General features: G+C 61.9%; 15 protein-coding genes. 2 read left to right on the top strand and 13 right to left on the bottom strand.

Features of this window, described 5'->3' with window-relative positions; all coding sequences use genetic code 11:
- Window positions 1-123: 123 nt before the first annotated feature.
- The 6 genes from DOU54_RS23690 to DOU54_RS23665 form a co-directional block, all read right to left on the bottom strand.
- Window positions 124-2,037 carry a PhoX family protein gene (locus DOU54_RS23690; protein ID WP_113731894.1) on the bottom strand — a complete coding sequence of 638 codons (1,914 nt, stop codon included), beginning with the start codon at window positions 2,035-2,037 and terminating at the stop codon, window positions 124-126.
- A 128-nt stretch (window positions 2,038-2,165) separates the two neighbouring features.
- Window positions 2,166-2,879 (bottom strand): 4'-phosphopantetheinyl transferase family protein, encoded by a 714-nt coding sequence (locus DOU54_RS23685; RefSeq protein WP_113731893.1) that lies wholly within the window; start codon window positions 2,877-2,879, stop codon window positions 2,166-2,168.
- A 30-nt stretch (window positions 2,880-2,909) separates the two neighbouring features.
- Complete coding sequence (gene dhbA, locus DOU54_RS23680; RefSeq protein ID WP_113731892.1) at window positions 2,910-3,665, bottom strand: 2,3-dihydro-2,3-dihydroxybenzoate dehydrogenase; 756 nt, start codon at window positions 3,663-3,665, stop codon at window positions 2,910-2,912.
- A gap of 13 nt (window positions 3,666-3,678) precedes the next feature.
- The gene (locus DOU54_RS23675) at window positions 3,679-4,548 is read right to left on the bottom strand and encodes an isochorismatase (protein ID WP_113731891.1); all 870 of its coding nucleotides are present in this window, start codon (window positions 4,546-4,548) and stop codon (window positions 3,679-3,681) included.
- Window positions 4,549-4,639: 91 nt separating this feature from the next.
- Window positions 4,640-6,265, bottom strand: a complete 1,626-nt coding sequence (locus DOU54_RS23670) for a (2,3-dihydroxybenzoyl)adenylate synthase (protein WP_113731890.1) — start codon at window positions 6,263-6,265, stop codon at window positions 4,640-4,642.
- Window positions 6,266-6,282: 17 nt separating this feature from the next.
- Window positions 6,283-7,458, bottom strand: a complete 1,176-nt coding sequence (locus DOU54_RS23665; protein ID WP_113731889.1) for an isochorismate synthase — start codon at window positions 7,456-7,458, stop codon at window positions 6,283-6,285.
- 81 nt (window positions 7,459-7,539) lie between these two features.
- Here DOU54_RS23665 and DOU54_RS23660 point away from each other — a divergent pair, with 81 nt between their 5' ends.
- Window positions 7,540-12,039, top strand: a complete 4,500-nt coding sequence (locus tag DOU54_RS23660; protein ID WP_113731888.1) for an amino acid adenylation domain-containing protein — start codon at window positions 7,540-7,542, stop codon at window positions 12,037-12,039.
- A gap of 15 nt (window positions 12,040-12,054) precedes the next feature.
- Window positions 12,055-13,401 carry a condensation domain-containing protein gene (locus tag DOU54_RS23655; protein ID WP_113731887.1) on the top strand — a complete coding sequence of 449 codons (1,347 nt, stop codon included), beginning with the start codon at window positions 12,055-12,057 and terminating at the stop codon, window positions 13,399-13,401.
- Between the two features lie 111 nt (window positions 13,402-13,512).
- Here the strand turns inward: DOU54_RS23655 and DOU54_RS23650 are convergent, their stop codons facing one another.
- The 7 genes from DOU54_RS23650 to DOU54_RS23620 all read right to left on the bottom strand — a co-directional run bounded on the left by DOU54_RS23650 (window position 13,513) and on the right by DOU54_RS23620 (window position 21,600).
- Window positions 13,513-16,347 carry a condensation domain-containing protein gene (locus tag DOU54_RS23650; RefSeq protein WP_113731886.1) on the bottom strand — a complete coding sequence of 945 codons (2,835 nt, stop codon included), beginning with the start codon at window positions 16,345-16,347 and terminating at the stop codon, window positions 13,513-13,515.
- A 61-nt stretch (window positions 16,348-16,408) separates the two neighbouring features.
- Entirely contained in the window at window positions 16,409-16,687 is a 279-nt protein-coding gene (locus tag DOU54_RS23645; protein ID WP_034496885.1) for a phosphopantetheine-binding protein, read from the bottom strand.
- A complete protein-coding gene (locus DOU54_RS23640; protein WP_022562799.1) occupies window positions 16,680-17,519 on the bottom strand; it encodes a siderophore-interacting protein in 840 nt (279 codons plus the stop codon). Before DOU54_RS23640 ends, DOU54_RS23645 begins: the two co-directional genes overlap by 8 nt.
- 233 nt (window positions 17,520-17,752) lie before the next feature.
- Window positions 17,753-18,706: an ABC transporter substrate-binding protein gene (locus tag DOU54_RS23635; protein WP_113731885.1), complete on the bottom strand. Its 954-nt coding sequence runs from the start codon at window positions 18,704-18,706 to the stop codon at window positions 17,753-17,755.
- A gap of 22 nt (window positions 18,707-18,728) precedes the next feature.
- Window positions 18,729-19,793, bottom strand: coding sequence for a FecCD family ABC transporter permease (locus tag DOU54_RS23630; protein ID WP_113731884.1), 1,065 nt, complete (start codon window positions 19,791-19,793; stop codon window positions 18,729-18,731).
- Window positions 19,790-20,803 (bottom strand): FecCD family ABC transporter permease, encoded by a 1,014-nt coding sequence (locus DOU54_RS23625; protein ID WP_006698352.1) that lies wholly within the window; start codon window positions 20,801-20,803, stop codon window positions 19,790-19,792. The genes DOU54_RS23630 and DOU54_RS23625 overlap by 4 nt, the downstream gene beginning before the upstream one ends.
- The gene (locus DOU54_RS23620) at window positions 20,800-21,600 is read right to left on the bottom strand and encodes an ABC transporter ATP-binding protein (RefSeq protein WP_113731883.1); all 801 of its coding nucleotides are present in this window, start codon (window positions 21,598-21,600) and stop codon (window positions 20,800-20,802) included. The genes DOU54_RS23625 and DOU54_RS23620 overlap by 4 nt, the downstream gene beginning before the upstream one ends.
- Window positions 21,601-21,684 lie beyond the last annotated feature (84 nt).

Here is a 21,684-nt window from a genome sequence, read left to right as displayed (position 1 = left end):
CGATATCCGAACGTTCATTCACCAACACAGGCAAAACGCCGCGTGTCCTTTCGGGCACGCGGCGATTTATCGTGAAACCGGATGGCAATTCCCTCGCGATCCGGTTCCGTTCATGCCTGTGCGTCAGCCGATCTTCACATTGTCGTCGCGCTTGATGGCGATGACGGTCGAGCGGGGCAGCTTGCCTTCGCCGTCCGGGAAGGGGGCGTCGGGGTGCTGGATGCCGACGAAGTGGGTGCGCTTGTCGGCGGACCAGGTCTGGCCGGTGACTTCGGAACCCTTCGGCGCAGTCAGGAAGCGCTCAATGCGGCCAGTGGCCGGGTCGCCCGCCAGCATCTGGTTGTTGCCCTGGCCGGCGAAGTTGCCTTCATTAGTGTCCTCGCCATCGGTCTGGATCCAGAGCAGGCCGGTCGAGTCGAACATCATGCCGTCAGGCGAATTGAACATGTTGCGTTCGTTGATGTTCGGGGAGCCGGCATAGGCGTCCTTGTGGACGGCGGGGTTACCGGCCATGCAGAACAGGTCCCACTTGAACTTGCCGTCCGCATGGTCGTCATTTTCCGGATACCAGCGCACGATCTGGCCGTATTCGTTCTTCTCGCGCGGGTTGGCGGCATTGATCGCCATGGCGTCGCCGCCGGCATTGGCGCGCAGCTTGCCGTCCTTCATTTCGCCGCGGCGGCTGTTGTTGGTCAGCGCGCAATAGGCTTCGATGGCGACGGGGTTGATGGCGACCCATTCCGGGCGGTCCATGGTCGTCGCGCCAACCTTGGAAGCAGCCTGGCGGGTGAAGACGCAGATTTCGTCGATCTTCATGCCCGTGGTTTCCGGCGTCAGGGCAAGCCACTCGCCGGCACCGTCATCGGAGAACTTCGCGACGTAAAGCGTGCCTTCGTCCAGCAGCTTGGAGGTGTCGCCGCCCGGCACGTAGATGCCGCTGGAGACGAATTTGTAAAGGAACTCGCCGCGCTCGTCGTCACCCATGTAAACGACGACACGGCCGTCACGGGCGATCACCACGGCGGCGTTTTCATGCTTGATGCGGCCAAGCGCGGTGCGCTTGATCGGCGTGGACTTGGCGTCCGAGGGATCGATCTCGACCACGTAACCGGCGCGGCGTGGTTCATTGGGGTTCTTGGCAACGTCGAAACGGGCGTCGAACTTCTCATAGGCGTAGCGGGTCTCGGCGACGATGCCGTAACGCTTGTAATCGTCAGGCAGCTTGAAGGCGGCGTCGGTGGTGCCGAAATAGCCGTTGAAGTTCTCTTCGCAGGTGAGGTAGGTGCCCCAGGGCGTGCGGCCTGCGCCGCAATTGTTGAAGGTGCCGAGACAGTCGACACCCTTGGGGTCGGCGGCGGTCTTGACGAGATCGGAGCCTGCGGCCGGGCCGGAAAGCTTCATCGGCGTGTTGTGGTGGATACGGCGGTTGAAAGGGCTGTCGAGAACGATTTTCCAGCCGTCCTTGTCTTCCGCGACTTCCATGACGGTGACGCCCTGCATGTTCTGCAGGATCTTCACGTCGTCGGCCGTCTTCGGGTTGCCTTTTTCGGCGTGCGGCAGGTTGGTTTCCGGGTTCACATATTCATGATTGACGGCGATCAGCTGGTGGTTGCCCACCACGAAGAGTTCCATGCCGTCGGTATTTTCGCCGAAGACCTTGTCGGAATTTTCAACGCTGACGCCCTTTGCGGGGTCGAGATCAGGAACGTTGGAGAACAGCGGCTGGCCCCATTTCGCCAGCGGCTTCCAGTTATAGCCTTCCGGCACATGGATGGTGTGGTCGGTGGCGGCGGCAACCGGCTTGAAGGGGAAACGGCCGACGGCGGCTTCCTGCGCTTCGGCCGAGGTGCTGCTCATCAGGTTGCCGAGCGTGCCCATGGCGGCTGCGGCCGAACCGAAGGCGAGCACGCCGCCCAGAAAGCCGCGGCGGGAAATCGCGGTTTCGACGACGCGGTCGAAATCGGTTTCGGTCGGCGGCGGGTTCTGCAGTTCGTCCCACTCGTCCCAGGACAATTTGCTCGTATCGATGTCGGTCATATCGTGTCTCCACCGTTCAATGTTTGGAATCATTCCACAGGCTGCGTACCTTCCGAGTGTTTCACTCGGATGACGGGAAGACAGGTTTAAAATATGATTGTCGCGGTTATGAATCTGCTGTTTTTCCCTCAATGCGGGATGAGCACGCGGGTGAGAAGCTGGCCCTCGAAGCGGCAGAAACGGAAAGGAACCTCCGTTCCATACCGCCATTCCTCGCTGAGTTCAGCCGTCAGGCACAAGGATCCCGAGCCATTTGCGTCCAGGCGGGATAATTCGGCCGCCTCGAAAAAGAACAGCTTTTCCACCATGGGATACAGCGCCTTGAACAGGCTTTCCTTGGCCGAGAAAATCAAGCCGGTGATGAAGGGATCGATAATGTTGCCGAGGTTGTAGCGCTCATTTGCGGTCAGGAGTTGTGGGGCGATATCGCGGGCCTCCTCCTCTGTCAGCATTTTTTCGATATCGACGCCGATACCGCGAAACCGTCGACAGCAGCCGACAAGCGCAATCGCCGTACCCTCGCTGTGGGAAATTGCGCCTATCACCCCTTCGGGCCAGAGAGGCGCACGGTCCTCGCCCATACCGGGAAAGATGGAACGGCCGGTCAGGCGGCGGATGGCTTCCGCAGCGCATCTGCGCCCCGCGATGAATTCCGCCTTGCGTCTTTGCGTGGCGCTTGAAAGCTGCGGCGGCAAGGGAGGGACCTCGCCGCCGCAGCCCTCATCGGCGCTGAAACGAAGGGTAAGGCAATGGCAGCCGCATATGTCGTCCGGCCAAGGCCAGATGGCCTCGGGTGGATCGCCGGAGATGGTGTCGCGATCAAACGCAGTTACAACGTCCATGTCCCTTACTCTCAATCCAACGGCTCGAATTCAAGCCGCAAGCGTGGCACCGCCATCAACCACGATCTGCTGCATCGTCACGTGCCCGGCCTGATCGGAGGCGAGGAACAGCACGGTATCGGCAATATCGTCCGGCCTTGCGATCTTGCCGAGCGGAATGCCGAGCTTGAACTGCTCGGGCAGGCCGGCGACCAGCCGGTCCTTGCCGGCGGGATCGCTCAACATGCCGGCAAGCATCGGCGTATCGGTGGAGCCGGGTGAAACGACGTTGCAGCGCACGCCATAGGGCGCAAGCTCGAGGGCGGCGCAATGGCTGAGGCTGACCAGCGCTGCCTTGGAGGCGCAATAGGCCATCATGCCGATGCGCGGCACGACGGCGGCATTGGAGCCGATATTGACGATTGCGCCGCGCCGCTGCCGTTTGAAGGTGGCGCTCCACTGTCTCAGCATATGGAACGGCCCGGCAGCGTTGACATCCATGCACGCCTTCCAGTCTGCGGGCGTCAGGCTTTCACTGTCGCCGAGCCGCAATATGCCGGCGGCATTGACGAGAATGTCGAGCCCGCCCCATTCGGTCTCGATCGCCTTGGAGGCCCTCTCCACCGCCGCCGCATCGGTGATGTCGAGTGCGATCTGGCGGAAGGGCGCTTCCGCCGTTCTGGCCTGGAGGTCGAGGCCGATGAGATCGGCCCCTTCCTCGATGAAACGTTCGGCGATGCGGCGGCCGATGCCCTGAGCCGTACCCGTTACCAGCACGCGCCGCCCGGTAAATCTCTGTTGCGTCATCTTTTTTGTCCGCTCAGGCCGCGAGCCGCTTTTGGTCGATCAGCGTCCACCAGGCGGAGAGAGTGGGCACACGCGCAAGCTCATCGAAGCCGACGGTGACGCCGCGTTCCTTCAACTCTCCGGCAAGCTTCATCACCTGCAGGGAATCCAGCCCGTAGAAGATCAGGTTTTCGTCGGGGTCGATATCGCTCTCATCCTCCACCATCTGCAGGACGCGGGCTTTCAGCCATTCGCTGATATCGTCGCCCTTTCCCGCGCCGACAAGGCTTGCGGCATCGATCACCACGCCGCAGCGTGTGGCCACATATTGCAGCGCCATGCGATGCTCCGCCTCGGAAAAATCGGCAACGCCATCACCGATCATGAACGGCTGGATGTCCTTCATAAAGGCTTCCACTGCCGTCATCATGCAGCCTATATGGGCATAAACGCCGCCGACGATGATCTGATCACGGTTCCAGCCCTTCATACGTTCGGCAAGGTCGGAGCGCTGGAAGGCGCTGTAGCGCCATTTGGTTAGCACCACGTCGTCAGGCGTGGGGGCGAGCTTGTCCACCACCTTCTGCAGTTCGGGATCAACGACGGTCAGACCCGGTCCCCACATGTCGTTCAGAAGAGCGCGGTCGCCAGGCGGCTGATTATGCGGCTGGGCGGTGTAAATGACAGGGACGCCGTTCTGAACGGCCCATGTCTTCACCTCCGCGAGATTGTCGATGAGGGTCGTCATCAGCTTGCCGTCGGCCTCGTAGAACCGCAGGAAATAACGCTGCATGTCGTGGATGAGGAGGACGGCGCGTTTCGCATCGGGCTGCCATTTTGTCTTGTTGGCCGGAAAACTCGCGGCGACCGGCATGGGATAGTCGGAAATGGTGGGGATCGTCATGATGACCTCGGTTTGTGCGGCACCGGCTGGGCTGGCGCATTTAGGAACATGGGGACGCCATTTTGGCGTCCCTTTCGATGGGTGCGGAATGTCAGGCGCTGACGGCGACGGGGGTCGTCAGCAGATCGCGCAGGCGTTTTTTGTCGATTTTTCCGACGGCGGTGAGGGGCATGGCGTCGATGAAGCGCACACGATCCGGCAGCTTGTAATCCGCGACGCCGAGGCCTGCGAGGTGCTGGCGAATAGCCGGCGCCTTGAGAGCGGGATTGCGCGACACGACGAAGACGCAGCTTTTTTCGCCGAGAAGTTCGTCTTGCATCGCCACCAGAGCCGCATGGGTGACATCCGGATGCCGCAGGATCAGGTTTTCCACCTCTTCCGAAGCGACCTTTTCGCCGCCGCGATTGATCTGGTCCTTCACCCGGCCAACGACGCGGAGATAACCTTCGGGCGTGCGCTGCACGACGTCGCCCGAGCAATAGAAGCCATCCTTGTCGAAGACCCGGGCGCTGTGTTCGGGCGCGCGGTAATAGCCCCGGAAGGTATAGGGGCCACGCGTTGCCAGCATGCCGGCTTCGCCCTCGGGCACGTCGTTGCCGTCCTCGTCGACGATGCGGATTTCGTCATCCGGGCTGATCGGCCGGCCTTGCGTGGTGAAGACGATATGGTCGGGGTCACCGAAGCGGGTGTAGTTCACCAGACCTTCCGCCATGCCGAAGACCTGTTGCAGATCGCAGCCCAGCACTTCCGGCACCTGGCGGGCCAAAGCCTCGGCGAAGCTTGCACCGCCGACCTGCAGGAGCTTGAGGGATTTCAGCCTTTCGCGATGGGCGGGAGCCGCCTGCAGCCACAGCGCGACGGCTGGCGGCACCAGCGGCACAATGTTAACGCCGTGTTTTTCGATGAGATCGAAGCAGGCAAGTGGTTCCGGATTGGCAGCCATGACCACCGCACCGCCGGCGTGGAACACACCGAGCGCGCCGGGCGAACTCATCGGGTAATTATGCGCCACGGGAATGGCGCAGAGGAAGCGGGTCTCAGGCGAAAGGCCGCAGATTTCCGCACTGGCCCGAACGCTGTAATCATAGTCGTTATGCGTCCGGGGGATCAGTTTTGGCGTACCGGTGCTGCCACCGGAAAGCTGGAACAGCGCCACTTCATCGGCGGCGGAAGGGGCGTAAACGGGTGAGTTTTCGGCAGGGGCCGCCAGCCGCCGTTCCAGGCTCAACCGCGGATCTGTTTCGCCATGCAGAAGGGTCACGGTAAGCCCGGGAGAAGCCGCCTTCAGCGCCTCCAAAAATGTGTCATTGGCGAAAAGCTCGTGGCTGCGCGAGCCGATCACCAGCTTCGGCGCGATCTGCTCCGCATATGAGGTCATTTCCAGCCGGCGATGGCTGAAAAGTGCGTTGACGGGGGCCGCGCCGATCTTCATCAGCGCGAAAAACACGAGATAGAACTCGGCAATGTTAGGCAACTGCACAAGCGCGGTGTCGCCCTTGCCGATGCCCGCGGCGGAGAGATGTCCGGCCAGATTGGAGGATTGCCGGTCGATATCCGCGTAGGTGAAGCGGCGGTCGCCGCAGATCAGGGCCGTCGCGTCCGGCCGGCGCTCGATCTGTTCGGTGAGGATGCCGCTCAGCGGCCTGTCGATCCAGTAACCGCGCTCGCGGTACCGGCGCGTCAGATCGTCGGGCCAGCGTTGAAATTCGATTGTCATGGTTTGTCCCCGGGAAATCAGGCAGAAAGACCGCAGGCGTTCAGCATGGTCTTGAGTTTGGTCTGCACCTCGGCCCATTCGGATTCGGGCTCCGATGCCTCAACGATGCCGGCGCCGGCAAAGAGCCGCACCGTTTTTCGCTGCACGGTGCCGCACCGGATCGTCACCACCCACTCGCCATTGCCCTCAAAATCCGTCCAGCCGACCATGCCGGTGAAGAGGCCGCGCTCGAAAGGCTCGACGAAGCGGATAAGGCGATGGGCGCGCTCGGTGGGGAAACCGCAGACGGCTGGCGTCGGGTGCAACAGGCACGCAAGCTGCAGGGCATTGGTTTCGGGGTCGGCGAGGCGGCCTTCGATGCGGGTCGAAAGATGCCAGAGGGCTGCCGTGTTGATGAGGGAGGGTTTTTCAGGGACATCGAGTTCCGCGCAGACCGGCGAAAGCAGGGAGCGGATATCATCGATAACGAGGCTGTGCTCGTAGTGGTCCTTTTCCGAAGCCGATAGCCGCTCGGCGTTGGCCTTGTCCGCGGCGGGGTCGACCATCCGCTTTGCCGATCCCGCCAGCGGGTTCGAGATGATGTTCTCACCCTGCTTGCGAATCAGGAGCTCCGGGCTGACGCCGATGAGGTCGCCGCCATCGGGTAGCGGAATACGGAACTGGTAACCTTCGCGATTCTGTTTGGCGAGACTCGCCAGCAATCTCTCGACATTGACCTCGGAAGCGAAGGTGAGTTCGCGCATCACGGAAAGTACCGCCTTACGGACATCGGAATGGCGGAAATTGACGATGGCGTGCTCTACGGCGCGTTTAAAGCCGGTCTCGTCCGGCAGGCTGTTCTGGCCGACGAGCGCGGGCATGGCCGAATCGGCGACGACCGGCGCGGTTTCTCGTGGTCTCCACTCATGGTTGTTCGGTATATAAAGGCATGAGGGTTCGCTGACATCGAAGGGGATTGCCCCAATGGCGATCGGATTGTCCTGACCAGCCCGGCGGGCCCGTTCGAAAGCGGCTTTAATCGCTTGCTGCAATGGGCTGCCCGTATCTTCTCCGCCGCGGGCCGGAAGCGTTATCCTTTCGCGAATTCCTTTGGCCCGCAACTGCCCGGTACCGGAAGTGAAAAGAAAATCTCTATTAAAATCAGCAATTTCGTCGGATTCGACGTCATTCGTCCTGAGTGCTCCCGTTTTCATGGGATGCCTCCTGTTCGAGTGGTTGACGATGGCTTATACTTGATTATGATAATCATGTTTTGTCAATCGGTGCAAATTCACATGCTAAATTTAACTCCGATGCAGGTGGCCTACTGGGTCGGTCGGGAGACGGATGGGATACTCGTAAAAGTTACGCCCCATCTTTATCTCGAGTTCGAGGGGCGAGCTCTGGTGCTGGAAAAACTGGCCGTTGCAGTCGGCAGGCTTTGCCGGCGCCACCCGATGCTGAGCCTCAGGATCGATGCGGAAGGGCGTCAATCCGTCGATCCTGATGGTCTCCCGCTGCATCTCGATGTGGAGGACATGACGGCGCTTGATGCGGAGACGCTTGCGCGCCGGCTCGAGATCAAGCGCCACGCGTGGAGCCATCGCGCGACGGATCTTCGCACTGCGCCGCCTGCGGCGATTGCGCTCAGCCTGTTGCCGCATGGCCGTAGCCGGCTGCATGTGGACACGGACATGTTGGCCATCGATCCGGCCAGCGTGCGGATATTGATGGAGGACCTCGCCCGCCTTTACGACGAGGCGGATAAGGATGAGACCGCGCGTCCCCCGGCGGCGCAGCCATCCTTCTTCGACTGGACGAAACGCCTTGCGGCCGATCCTGACCTCAAGAGCGTGCGGGAATACGACCGGTCGTGGTGGCGGCAGCATATTGCGGATATTCCGGACGCGCCGCCGCTTCCATTTTTACCGCAGGATGCGTCACGCGCCGTTCATACGGACCGTTTTGCCACGATGCTTACGGTCGTTGAACGTGACGGTCTTGAACGGGCTGCGCGGCGTTGCTCGGTAACGATGTCGACCCTGTTGCTCGGTGTTTTTGCCGTGGCGCTGTCGCGGGCGCTCGATTCCGAAAAGTTCCGGCTCTCCGTCCCGGCTTTCTGGCGTGCACCCCTGGTTGAAGGGGTTGATTCCATCGTCGGTGAGTTTTCCAACGTGCTGGTGCTCGGCGTCGATATAAGACCCGCTGAAAGCGTCGAAGCCCTGCTCGGGCGGGTTTTCGATGACATGAACGGCCTGCTTGCCCATCAGGCCTATCCGGGCGTCAGCATCATGCGCGACCTCTCTCGCCTGCGAGGCGGTTTGCAGACCTCGCCCGTGGTTTTTACCGCCGGTGTCGACCTGCCGGGCGGCGATCTGTTTTCACAAAGGGTTGGGCAGCTGTTCGGCTCCCTGGTCCACACCGTATCGCAAGGGCCGGGGGTTGCGCTGGACGCGCAGGTCGCGAGGCTTGATGGCGGCCTGCTGATAAACTGGGATGTGCGGCTCGATGCGCTGCCTGAACCATGGCTGCGCGCCCTGTTTAAAACCTACGTGGGTCTCCTTCGCCGGCTCGCTGATCACCCGGACCTCGTTGAGGAAAGCGTGGAACGATTTGGTGCTGCGATGCCCGAACAGCTGGCCGATAAAAAAGGAAACGCCATGGAACGTCCGCTCTCGCCGCTGCAGAAGGCATATCTTCTCGGTCGCGGCACACATCTGCCGCTCAGCGGCGTGGCGATGCAGGAGTTTCGCGAATATCGCGGCAGCATCGATCCCGCCCTGCTGCGGACCCGCCTTTCTGCCATGGTCGAGAGACATGAAAGCCTGCGCACCCGCATCGACGAGCGGCGCCTCGTGCAGATCGTGTCCGGGGAAGCGGAGATCAACTTTGATATGATCGATCTCTCGGATATTTCCCCGGCGGCGGCGGAAGCGAGGATCGATGCCGTCAGACGGGATTTTTCCCACGCCCATTTTGATCTCGCCGCCTCTCCCTGGCAGGTCACGGTCTTCCGCCTGCCGGCGTCCGAAGCAAAGGCTGATCATGTCGTGGTGTTCCTGCGTTTTGACGCTCTCATCCTTGACGGGCGGGCGATAGCCAGCCTCGCAACGGAACTTTTCGACGGTGTCCCGCCGGTCGCAATCGCCGCTGCGGCTGAAACGCCAGGAGAGGATATCGCAGCCGCCCGTGCCGGGGACGCGGCCTATTGGACCGAGAAGCTGAAAGAAGCTGAAGTGCCCTCGCAGTTGCCCTGGAAAGCACCGCTCGAAACCATTCCGACGTCGCGATATAGCCGCCAGAGTCTGATTGTCGAAAAGCAGCGCTTCTCCGCCTTTGCGCGGGCCGGTGCGAAAGAGCGCCTGTTCAAGAATTCGGCGCTTACGGCGGTCATTCTCGAGGTGCTGTCGCTCTGGCTGAACGAGGGTGCGCTGGTGGTCGGCATTCCCGTCGCGCCGCAGGTGGACGGGGCCTTCGCCAACCGCTCCAGCTTCATCGCCGTCCAATGGAACGCGGCAAAAGACGATTTTGACGTGCGGGCGGCAGGCCTGCAGACGGATGTGCTGGAAGGGCTGAACCATCTGGCTTTTTCCGGCATCGATCTCAATCGCGTGCTTCTCAATGCGAATGCGGGCGGGCTCGCCCTGCCTGTGGTGATTACCAATGGTCTCACATGGCCGACGCTTTCGCCGGATTCGGCCATGCGCTGGACGGACGGTCTGACGCAGACGCCGCAGGTCGTGCTGGATTTTCGCTTTTCGCAAAATCCGGAGGGCGATCTCGTCCTCGATATCGACTATGCGGAGCAGGCGATCGATGCGGCGATGGTGGCGGATATTCTCGCAGCCGTCGAGCGCGCGATTGCGGGGATCGCGGATAGCGGCGCTTTCGTCCTCAACGGACGCGATATTGTCGACCTGTCCCATTACCGGCTGAATGGCGATGAAGGAAACTTCGTCTGCCCGCCATTTCTGGAACGGATCGCCGGCCGTCTTTTCGAAGGAGAGCCGTCACGCACCGCGCTTGTCAGCGGCAAGCGGCGCATCGCCTATAGCGAGCTTGGCGAGATGGTGGCGCGCGTGATCACGAGCCTAAGGGCGCGCGGCATCGGTCGGGGCGATGTCGTGGCCATCTGCCTGCAGCGTAGCCCCGAACACACGGCGATCACGCTCGCCGCGGCCCTGATGGGGGCGGTCTGGGTGCCGGTCGACGCCGGTTCACCCGACGATCGCCTGCAGTATCTGCTGACCAATTGCCGCCCGGCGCTCATCGTCGCCCGCCGCGTTCCGCAAGGTTTCCAAGCTGTCGATCCGGCGGTGCTTCTGTCCACACCCGCTCCGGCTGGCGCACCGGTCTCCATGGCGGAGTTAGCGGCGCTTTCCCGAAGCGAGGGGCCTGCCTATTTTCTTTACACGTCTGGCACGACAGGCAAACCGAAATGCGTCGTGCTTTCCAACCGCGCCACGGTCAATGTCATTGGCGGCACGCTGGCGGAATGGGCGGTGACGGAACGCGACGTATTCATCTCGGTCACCCCGCTGCATCACGACATGTCGGTCTTTGATGTTTTCGGCGCGCTCGTTGCAGGGGCGACGCTGGTGCTGCCGGAACCCGGAGAGGAAAAGGATGCGGTGCGCTGGAACGAGCTGGTCGCAGAACATGGTGTCACGCTGTGGTGCTCCGTGCCTGCCATCCTCGAAATGCTTCTCGCCTGCCGCCGTGGTACCCAGCTATCGTCGCTCCGGCTTGTCGCGCAGGGCGGGGACTATATCAAGCCTGTTATCATAGAAGAGCTTCGCCGGCTGAAGCCTGACCTGCGGCTGATATCGCTCGGCGGGCCAACGGAAACGACGATCTGGAGCATCTGGCACGAGATTGTTGCGGAAGATGTGGCGGCCGTGCCCTATGGCCACCCGCTGCCCGCCAATCGTTATTTCGTCCTCAACGATCACGGCGGCCATTGCCCGGCGGGCGTCGTTGGCCGCATCCATACGGCCGGCGTGAATGTCGCGATCGGCTATCTCGAAGACGGCGCGATTACCCAGACGGATTTCGTGACGATTACCGATCCGCAGGGAAACAGCGTGCGCGCCTTCCGAACCGGGGACCGTGGCCGCTACCGGCCGGATGGCAAGATCATGTTCGCGAGCCGTGTCAACGGTTACGTCAAGGTGCGGGGCGTGCGCGTCTCGCTGCCGGATGTGGAAAACGAGCTGATCCGCCACCCTTCTCTCCAGAGGGTTCTGGTGGTGGATTACGGTGCCGAGCAAAAGGGCGAGGCGGCCATCGGCGTGCTTTATGTCACGGCACCCGGCCTCGAACTCACCACTGCCGAACTGCGCGACTTTGCCCGCCGGCATCTGCCGGAATCGCATGTGCCCGGCCGGTTTCTCAAGGTTGACGATCTGCCGCTTTCGGCAAATGGCAAGCCCGACCGCCGTCGCGCCCGTGAACTCTTGACCGGTGGAACGGCTGACGCGGAACCGGCAAAATTCTCCGCCTCTGTGGTTCCCGACGTCGATCACGGCGACCGCCGGGTGCTGGATATCTATCTCAGCGTATTGGGTAAAATGCCGGCAAATGTGGATGCAGACAGCGACCTGCTGGCGCTCGGACTTTTGCCGTCGCACCTGAAAACCGTCTCGGCCGAAATTCGCGCTGTCTTCGGTGTTGACCTGACACCGCAGCAGCTTTTGCGGTGCCGCAACGCCAGGCAGGTGACGTCGCTCATGGCCGTACGGGCGGCGTATATCCCATCATTTCGGGTGGCACGTCGCGCCCGGCAACGAAAATAGTGCAAGGAAAAACAGATGGCGCATATCGATCCCGCCGGCGGCTGGCTTCCACTGACGCAGCCGCAACTCGATTTCTGGGAGGAGTTTTCCTTCCATCCCGACGAACCGGTTTCAACCGTCGCCCATTACATCGATCTTTCCGGCGCGGTGAATGAAAGCGCGCTCCTTCAGGCGATCACACGCACCGTACGCGAATCAGAAGTCCTGTCTATCCGCTTCCGCGTCGGCGATGATGGCGAGACGCCGCAGCAATGCTGCGACCCAAACCATGCCCCGGTTGTGAAACTTGTCGATCTCCGCGGCAATCCCGCTCCGCTGGAGGAGGCTTTGCGGCGCATGAACGCGGATGTGGAAGCGCGGCTCGATCTCACGGCCGACAGGCTCTCGGCGCAGCTCCTCTACCGTATCGCCGATAATCGTTACCTTTGGTATATCCGCGCTCATCATATCGTCGTTGATGGTTATGGGCTGACGCTGGTGGAGCAGCGCTGCGGCCAGCTTTACGGGCACTATTGCGGCAAGGGTGAAGCGGGTCCGGATTTTCACCCCTTCGGCGATTTCCTGGCGGAAGAGGAAGCCTACAAGCGGAGCCGGCGTTTCGAAAAGGATCGCGATTTTTGGACAGCCTATCTCGCCGCACCCGCCGATCTGCCGGTGCTGGACAAGGATTGCGAGGATTATGGCGGCGGTGGCCTGCATGCGGATGCGGCCTTGCCGCCCGGTTTCAGCACGCGGTTGCAACGACTGGCCGGCGCACTGGAGATTGGCTGGCCCGATCTTCTGGTGCTGCTTTCCGGTCTTTATCTCCACCGGGTGCTGCCCCGTCCGGATCGTGATGTCCTGACACTGTGGCTGCCTTTCATGAGCCGCTGGGGCAGTGTCGGCGCGCATATGCCGGCCATGCTCGTCAACATCCTGCCGTTCCACCTCACCATCGAGCCTGGAGAGGGCGTCGGCGCATTTCTGACGCGCAACGCCGCCAATCTGCGGAAGCAGCGCCTGCACGGCCGCTACCGTATTGAACAGATCGCCGCCGACCGGGAAATACCGAAAGGCCGGCGCTTCTTCTTCTCGCCGCTCATCAATGTCCTGCCGTTCAGCGCGCCGGTGTTTGCCGGGCTCACCGTTGCCAGGCACATTCTGGCGAATGGTCCCGGCGACGGGTTCAACCTTACCTTCCGTGGTGAAGATGACGGCAGCGAACTGAACCTGCACATCGATGCGGACTCGGCGCTGACACAAGCGGGAGACTTCGCCCGCTACCGTAAAGAGCTGCCATTGTTCCTCGATGCCATGCTGCGCGAGGAGGCCTTGGCGCTTGCGGCGGTGGAGGCGTCCACGGCGTTCCGCCTGGCGGTCTGAGGTATGACGGCGTGCGGATGCAGGGGCCGCGCCAGGACATTCTCATCAGCGTTCAAAGACAAATAACCCGGCTCCGTCAGGCGAAGCCGGGTTTTCCTTGGCAGGTCCGGCTCAGGCGAGCGTCGTCAGCACGCGGTCCGAAGCGCCGGTTTCCGCAAAACGGCTGAAGATGCCGCTGGTGGTGCTGCGCAGCCGCTCGACATCCTCAGGTCCGTAACGGTCCGAACGGTAGCTCATCAGCACGCGAATGGAGCGATCGCCGCCGATCGTCTCTTCCATTACCTCGAACTGCAGCCCCAGCATGGATTCGTGTTTGTCCGGATCGATCTGGCGGAATTCCACCGCCCTGCCATCCGGCCCCGCAAGGGCGCCGTTCAGCTTGTTCTTGGCGTGGATCTGGATGAAGACCTCGAACAAATGGTCGCGACCCGGCGTCATGCCCAGTGCTTCCTCCACGAGATCGATCGGGATTTCGCTGTGTTCCAGCGAGCCATTGATGGTGTTCTTCACCGAGGAAATCAGTTCGCCGACGGTCATCGTTTCCGTGAAACGAACGCGGTGGGCGACGACCGTGGTGAAATAACCGATCGTATCGAAATAATTGCTGTCGGTGCGGCCCGAAGCCGAGGTGCCGACCACGAGATCGCTCAGCCCGCCGAGATGGCGCAGCGATGCGGCAATCGCGGCATAGACCACGTTGAACAGCGAGGCGCTGTTCTGCCTGGCAATGGCGTAAAGCCCGTCGCTGACATGTTTTTCCAGCTTGAACTCGATCCAGCCGCCCGCCGGTGCTTCGTCCTGCGATGCCTCGTGCGGTGTGCTTTCCTGTCCGTTGAGGGTAAGGCCTTTCGGCGCATCCCGCAACATATCGGTCCAGTAGGCAAGGTGGCTGGAATTGACGCCTGACGCGACCTGTTGTCTTGCAAATTCGTGGAACGGGGCTGGTCTGGTCGCAAAGACCGGGGCCATGCCCGTCGCCCTTGCCCGGTAAGCCTCGGTCAGCTCGTCCATCATCAGGTTCACCGACCATTCGTCCAGCACGATGTGATGGAAGAGGAAGGAAAGCACCTGACGGCCGGTGTGGGGGTCGCGCAGGAAGCGCAGCCGCATCGGCAGTTCGCGCGCCAGATCGAAGCGCCAGCCAGCCTCGGCGTGGCGGTCCACCCCTTCGCTTTCTTCGCTGGTCCAGAACCATTTGTAACCGGGCAGATCATGCATTGGCACGATCCTCTGCAGAACCATATCGTTTTCGACGTAGAAATGGGTCCGCAGGCCAGGATGGCGCTCGATTATGTCGAGGAAGGCACATTCGAAGGCGGTCTCATCGACGGGATCGAGGAAATCGAGCGCGAAGGGAATGTTGAAGATTTCGCCGAAACCGAAAGCGGCATAGGCTTTCCAGAGCGACATCTGCGCCAGCGAAAGCGGCGCGGTCAGCGAGCCGCTCGCCGTCGCGTCCGCCTGCGCAGGCGCAGCGGTTGCGAGCCGCGTCGCCTGTTTTGCGAGCGTGGCGGCGGTCGGGTAGCTGAACAGATCGTTGAAGCGCAGCTCGATGCCGTGATTGGCGAGAAGGCGGCCGATGATGCGGGTCGCGATCAGCGAATGGCCACCGAAATCGAAGAAATCGTCATCCGGCCCCATGTCGGGTGAGACGAGCGCATCACGGAACTCGGCGAGGATCGTTTCGACGGTGTCGTCCTTCTGAGCGGACGCACTGGGCGAAAGGGCTGCCTGCTGCGGTGCTGCCGCGGTGTCTTGAGGGACGACCTCGGAAAAATCCGTGCCGCCTTCAAGATGGCTGACGAAGCGCTCCAGGAGGAAGGCCGTCGCATGCGGCGATGTTTCCCTGCCGCCCGTCAATTCGAGGCGGATTTCGCCCGCGGCCGTCGGCCCGACGGCAAGTGTCAGGCCGAGGCCGGATTGCAGGGAGGGCAGGGGCAGGTGCTCGAAGTGAAGACCATGTTCCGATATGGCCTGAACAGGTGTTGCAAGCGCCTGCAGCGTTAAGGTGACCTTTGCGCCTCCATTGTCGGTTCGTTGCTCCAGCCCTGACAGCACGGCATTTTCAGCCTGTTCGGGCGATTGGTCGCGGGTGATCGCTATCCGCGCCACGGCCTCGGCTGAAATCGGTGTGGCTGTGCCGAGGCCGGGCCGCAGGCGAAGGGTTACTGTTTCGGGGCCACCGTTTCTTGCCAGGAAAAGTGCAAAACGCGATCCGGCACGCGCGAGGATCGCGTTTGCAGCCGTGGAGCTGTGGAGGCCGAGCAGGGAAGCCGCAAGGTCGACGCCATGGCTATGGCTCGCAGGCCTGTCAATTGTGTTCTGCCGCAGCGCCACGACGGTCGAGCCGGTGGCCGGACGTTGCAGCCAGCCAAGCGGAAGCGGGTCGACGCTGTCACTTTCGACCGCACGCGGCGAAAGCGGTTTCGGCGTTCCACCGGCATAGGCCGCCGTAATACCGTCCAGCAGGATCTGCGGCGAGAGGACCTCGCCCAGCAGGGCATGGACCAGAAATGCCAGCAGGATTTCACCTTCGCTCAAAAGCACGACGGCCTGGAAAGGCGGGTCGGTCTCGGCATCAAAGGGCCTCCCCTGAAGGTCGTGCAGCAAAATCAGTGCCTCCTCTGCCGAGGGGACATGCAGCAGCTGCACGATGGATGCGGATGGAGCCTCAATACTCTTGGCAAGCGTACCGTCCTCGCCAAAGGCAAAGCGCGCACGAAGCTCGGGCCAGACCTCACAAACCGTCTTCAGTGCCGAGGTTAGACGCAGCAGATCGCATTCTTCACCGATCCGATAGGCGAGAAGCTGCCGAAAAACCTGATCGGGATCCTGAAACTGTTCGAACCAGACCCGTTCCTCATATTGGCTCGGCGGGGCCTCCCCTTCGTTGTCGAAGCCTTCTTCGATGCGACGTGCGAGCATACGTGTGTTGTCTGCTGCCATGGTCCTCTCCTTGGTATAGTCGGAAATCGCGCTCCGGCGCGAAACGTGCCGGTTCGCGGGATCAATGTCCCGCGCGCGACCGTTCGATGAGTGCCTGCCACGCGGCAAGCGTTGGCCGCCGGGCCAGATCGTCATAAGCGAGCCGCGCTCCCGCAAGCTGTGAAAGCGGCTGCATCAGGCGCATGAGGGCAAGCGAATGAAGTCCATAGCCGAACAGGTTGTCCCCCGGTTCGATATCGCGCACTTCATCTTCCAGAACCCTTGCGAGAAGGGCTCTGAGTTGCGTCATAATCGCTTCCGCATCCCGCATGGCAGCCGTCGTGATTGCCGGGTTACTCATCGAAATGATCGTGAACGCCGCTCGCGCCGCGCCGCCAGTAGCCGGAAGCACGGGTCCATTTGGGGTTGGCGCCAAATTCCTCGACCAGAAGGGCGCGAACCGCCTTTGCGGTCTTCGATTCGCAGGCGACCCAGCTGAAGAAATCGCCCTTTGGCAGTTCGAGCTGGCGCAGGGCGCTCGTTAATGCGTCCTGGTCGGTTCCGTTGTCCGGCCTCTGCGTTATCCAGACTATCGATGCGTCCGCCCTGGTTACGAGCTCCAGCCGGTCCGCCTCCGTCTCGACTTCGATCAACGCCACGACGGGTGTGCCGGCAGGCATCTCCTCCAGTCGCCGTGCCAGCGCGGGAAGGCCGGTATCGTCGGCGATCAGCAGGTGCCAGTCATAGGTGAAGGGAACGGTGAAGGAACCGCGTGGGCCGGCGATCCACGCCTTGTCACCAACTTTCGCGCTCTTCGCCCAGTTGCTGGCCGGGCCATCGTGATGGGTGGCGAAATCGATGGCGAGTTCGCCTTTTTCGGCATCGAAGCTGCGCGGCGTGTAGTCACGCGCCAGCGGCCGCGGCGCGCCTTCCGGGAATTCAATGCCGTTCGGGCCGATCACCGGCAGGGTCGGTTCGGTTTGGCCGGGCTGGGGGAAGAACATTTTGACGTGGTCGTCAAAACCGAGGCTCGTAAAGCCCTCCAGTTCCGGCCCGGTCAGCACGATGCGTACCATGGACCGGCTGAGTTTTTCGGTCCGCGCCACGTCCAGCGCGCGCAGCTTCACGGCGTGGCGGTGGCGTTTGGGAGTGCGGTCCGGAAGGGCGGAATCCATGGTTTCTGGCATGCTCATGCTGCTGTCTTTCCTGGGATGACGCCGACGGGTTCGGCGGTCTCGCTGTCCCGGGTCGGCGTGCCGGATGATCGCGCGTTGGGGTTCTCGTCCGGCGCGATATTCCGGCGTCGTTGCGTCAAGATGCGCGGACCATAACAGGCGGTTTCCGCCCCGGCAATATAAGTTTCTTCGAAAACTCAAGTTTATGCCCGGCACGTGATCGTGCCGGGATTTGTCGGGCAGAAAGGTGGTCAGCGGCGGCCCGCCCAGCTTTCCACTTCATCCAATGTATGGAGCGCGCTCGGAATTGAAGGCGTCGTCACCCTGGTGGAATCGAGGAAAACAATCCTTTTCTCGCGTGCCGGTTTTACGAAACGCTCCCAGCCGGGAATGATCTTTCCAAGCGCGGCGCGGGTTCCCGCCTCGCCGCGGGCTGGGCTGGTATAGCTGTTCATCACCACAAGCAGATCGGGATTGAGCTTGCCGAATGCTTCGGCGCTCAGCGGCATCATCAGGGTCGAGCCCATTCCGCCCGAAGAGGCGGTACTGTCGATCTTCAGCCTGACATAACCGAGATCCTCTATTGCCTGCACCGCGCCGGACATGTTCCCCACGGCGTTGATCTGGTCCGTCAGCAGGATCGCGAGATAAGTCTTGCCGTTGATATCTTCACCCAGCGTCTTTTTGACGGCGGCGAGCTTGGTGTCATAAATCTTCCGACGCTCAGCGAAGACATCGCTTCGCCCGACCAGACCTGCAAGGTCTTCCTCCACGCTGAAGCCATAGGCTTTGCCAGCGCTTGCCTTTTGCAGATAGACCGGTGCGACTGTGGAGAGCTGTTCGGCCTTGCCGCTGTCCATTTCCGTGGCGACGATGAGTTCCGGTTGCAGCGCCCGCAGCTTTTCGAGGTCGATTTGGCCGACAGCGCCGAAACCCTTCGGTTTCGCGTGGCCTTCGCCAAGAACGGTATCAACGAAATCGACGGCGGTTGCGAATTTGCCGTCGCTGTTGCGGCCATAGGCGCCGACCACATCAGCGCCAAGATCCATCAGCGGCACGCCCAGAAGCGGCTCGTGCATGACGACAATGCGCTGCGGCTTTTCCGGAACGGAGACGGTGCGGCCGGCGGCATCGGTCACGCTGCGCTCGGCGGCGAGACTCGTTCCGGCGGCCAGAAGTGCGGCGACGAGGATGGCAATTCGCATGGCATTCCCTTTATTCGATATATTAGTGAGCGTTGGTTCTGCGCAACGCCTGCAGGCGCAGCGTGAGGATGAAGAGCGGCACGCCGATCAGCGTCAGAGCAAGGCCAATCGGCATCGGCACATCCGCCACCAGCCCGCGCGAGAGCGTATCGGCGGCGACCACCAGAATGCCGCCGGTAAGCCCCGACAGGAAAAGCCTGGCGCGGCCGACGGCGGGCGAAACGAAGGTGGCGAGATGCGGGGCGATGACGCCGAGAAATGTCAGCGGGCCGACGGCGGTAACGGAGGAGGCGCTTAGAATTACCGCAAACACAATGACGAGCGGTCGCGAATGCCTGACGGTTTCTCCGAGTGCCATGGCCATCTCGCTGCCAAGATCGAAGACGGCAAGCGCCCGGCCAATGAGGAAAATGCCGGCAAGGCTTGCTGCAAAGAGGGGAGCAAAAACGATGATGGTCGGCCAGCTTGCCTGAAACAGCGAACCTGCCATCCAGTCCGCCAGCGAAAGCGAGGTCTCGGCTGGCGTATAGAGCAGAAGCACCGATGAGACAGTGGAAAGCGCCGACTCAATTGCGATGCCCATCAGCAATATGGCAAGGCCGCTCGAGCGTTCGCGCCCGACAAGCGCGATCAAAAGGAAGGCCACGGCCAGGCCTCCGCCGACAGCCGCAAGAGCCACCAGCGTCTTGGGGGCCGTCGGCACCAGCACCAGAAGCAGCATGATGGTGGTCATCGACCCCTGGCTCAGCCCGAACAGGCCGGGATCGGCGAGCGGATTGCGCGCGACGGATTGCAGCATCGCGCCTGCCAGCGCCACACTCCAGCCAGCCATGAAGCCGAGCAGGATGCGCGGCAGCCGTACCGTCCACAGCGCATAGGCCTGATCATCGCCGAGATGCCCGCCGGCAAACCCGTGCAGGAGATCAATAAGGCCCGTTTCGGTATTGCCGAGGCTGACGGACACGGCGGCGATCGTCAACGCCAGCGCAACCAGCGTCAGGCCGGCCGTCAGATTGCCGATGCCGATCTGCAGCCCGCCGGGCAACCTGAGAACGGCTTTCCCGTCTGTGGCGAAATCCCGTTTCACGATAGCCCCCTTGCCGAAGGCGACAGATAGAAGCGCTTGACGATGACGATGAAAACGAGGCCGCCAAGCAGGTCCATGAACAGCCCGGTATTGACCACGTAGGGCGCAAACAGGGTTTGCGCGCCAAGATCGGCCAGCACACAGATGCTCGCGCCGACAAGCGCGGAGGCCGGCAAAGCAAGCGTGAAATTCACGCCGACCAGCGGCCGGATCATATGTGGCACGATAAGGCCGACGAACCCGATCGGGCCGCAGATCGCTACCGCCGAGCCTGACGCCAGCATGGTGGCAAACAGTGCGAGCCGGGAAATACGCGTGACATTCACGCCTGCGGAAGCGGCTTTTTCCGCGCCCAGCAGAACGAGCGTCAGCGGCCGCGCGACCGATAGCAAAATCACCATTGCAATGGCGCCGATCCACCAGAAATCGGTGAGCCGTTCGATATAGACATGGTTGATATTGCCGCCAACCCAGCTCAGGAATTCGGCCCGACGCGTGGGGTTGGAAAGAAGCAGGGCGTTTGTCACGCCGATCAGCAGCATGGAAACCAGCGCTCCGGAAAGGATGAGCGACAGACCGCGCGGATCGTTCACCCGCCCGGCGAGACGCGCGACAACGAAGCAGGCGGCAAAACCGAAGCCGGCGCCCGCAAGCGCGGCAAGGCCCTGTGCCTCAGCAGAGAGATCGAACAGCAGCGCGCCGGCGATCACGAAAAGCGTCGCTCCGGCATTCAGCCCAAGGGTCGAGGGCGAGGCGAGGGGATTGCGGGCAAGCCCCTGCAGCACGCAGCCGCTGACGGCGGTTGTGGCGCCCACATAGATGGCAATCAGCGACCGTGGAATTTGCTGATAGAGGAGCACCGATTGTTCATAGCTATCGGCCTCCCCGCGCCAGAGCGTCGCCATGACTTCGGCAGGCGGCATGTCGCCGGACATGACGAACAGATTGACGGCGAGGATGGCGGCCAGCAACAGCGCCGCGGCAAGGATCAGCGTTATTTTCGCGATCATGCCGGAATGGCCTGTTCCTGTCGTTCCAGCCGGGGCACGCAGATGAGCCGCCCCAGTCTGGAAAATATATCGGCTTCGAGGTCGAAGATTTCGGCGACATTTTCGGGTGTGACCGTGTCTGCTACCGGCCCTGATGCCAGAACCTGCCCGGCCTTCAGCATGATGACGTCGTCGGCGAAAGTGGCGGCGAGGTTGAGATCGTGCAGCACGACGATAACGGTCTTGCCGTGCCTGTCGGTCAGCTCGCGCACAAGGCCAAGAACGGCATATTGATATTTCATGTCGAGATGGTTGACCGGCTCGTCCATCAGGATCACGTCCGTATCCTGCGCCAGCACCATGGCGATGAAGGCGCGCTGGCGCTGCCCGCCGGAAAGCATGTTGACCTGCGCTCTCGCCTTGTCCTCCAGCCCGACTGTCTTCAGCGCCCCGGCGAAAAGCGCCCGGTCACGCTCGCTCGGGCCGCCGGCAAGGCCGTAGCGTGCATAACCGGCAAGCTCGATCAACTCGCCGAGCGTCATATAGTCGGGGCAATGGCATTCCTGCGGCAGATAGGCGATGCGGCGCGCGAGATCCCTGCGTCTGATGTCGCCCAGCGAACGCTCGCCAAGCCTTATCGCGCCCGATGACAAAGGCACGAAACCCATGATGGTTTTCAACAGCGTCGACTTGCCACAGCCATTGGGGCCAACCAGCGCCGTGACGCGACCGCTGTGGAAGCGGCAAGAAAGCCCTCGCAGGACGGGAAAGTGGCCATAGCTGGCGTGAAGGTCCGTGGCGTCAAGCACCGGATACAACTCCTGTTAGTCATGCGCTCATGCGTCGAGACGCCACATGAGGATTATAAGTCTTTGAATCTTAATATCGAACCTTCGGGAGAC

Source organism: Agrobacterium sp. MS2, assembly GCF_003261015.1.
Classification (GTDB): domain Bacteria; phylum Pseudomonadota; class Alphaproteobacteria; order Rhizobiales; family Rhizobiaceae; genus Agrobacterium; species Agrobacterium pusense.
Note: the sequence above shows the minus strand (reverse complement) of the source record. Positions and strands in the feature narration are given on the sequence as shown.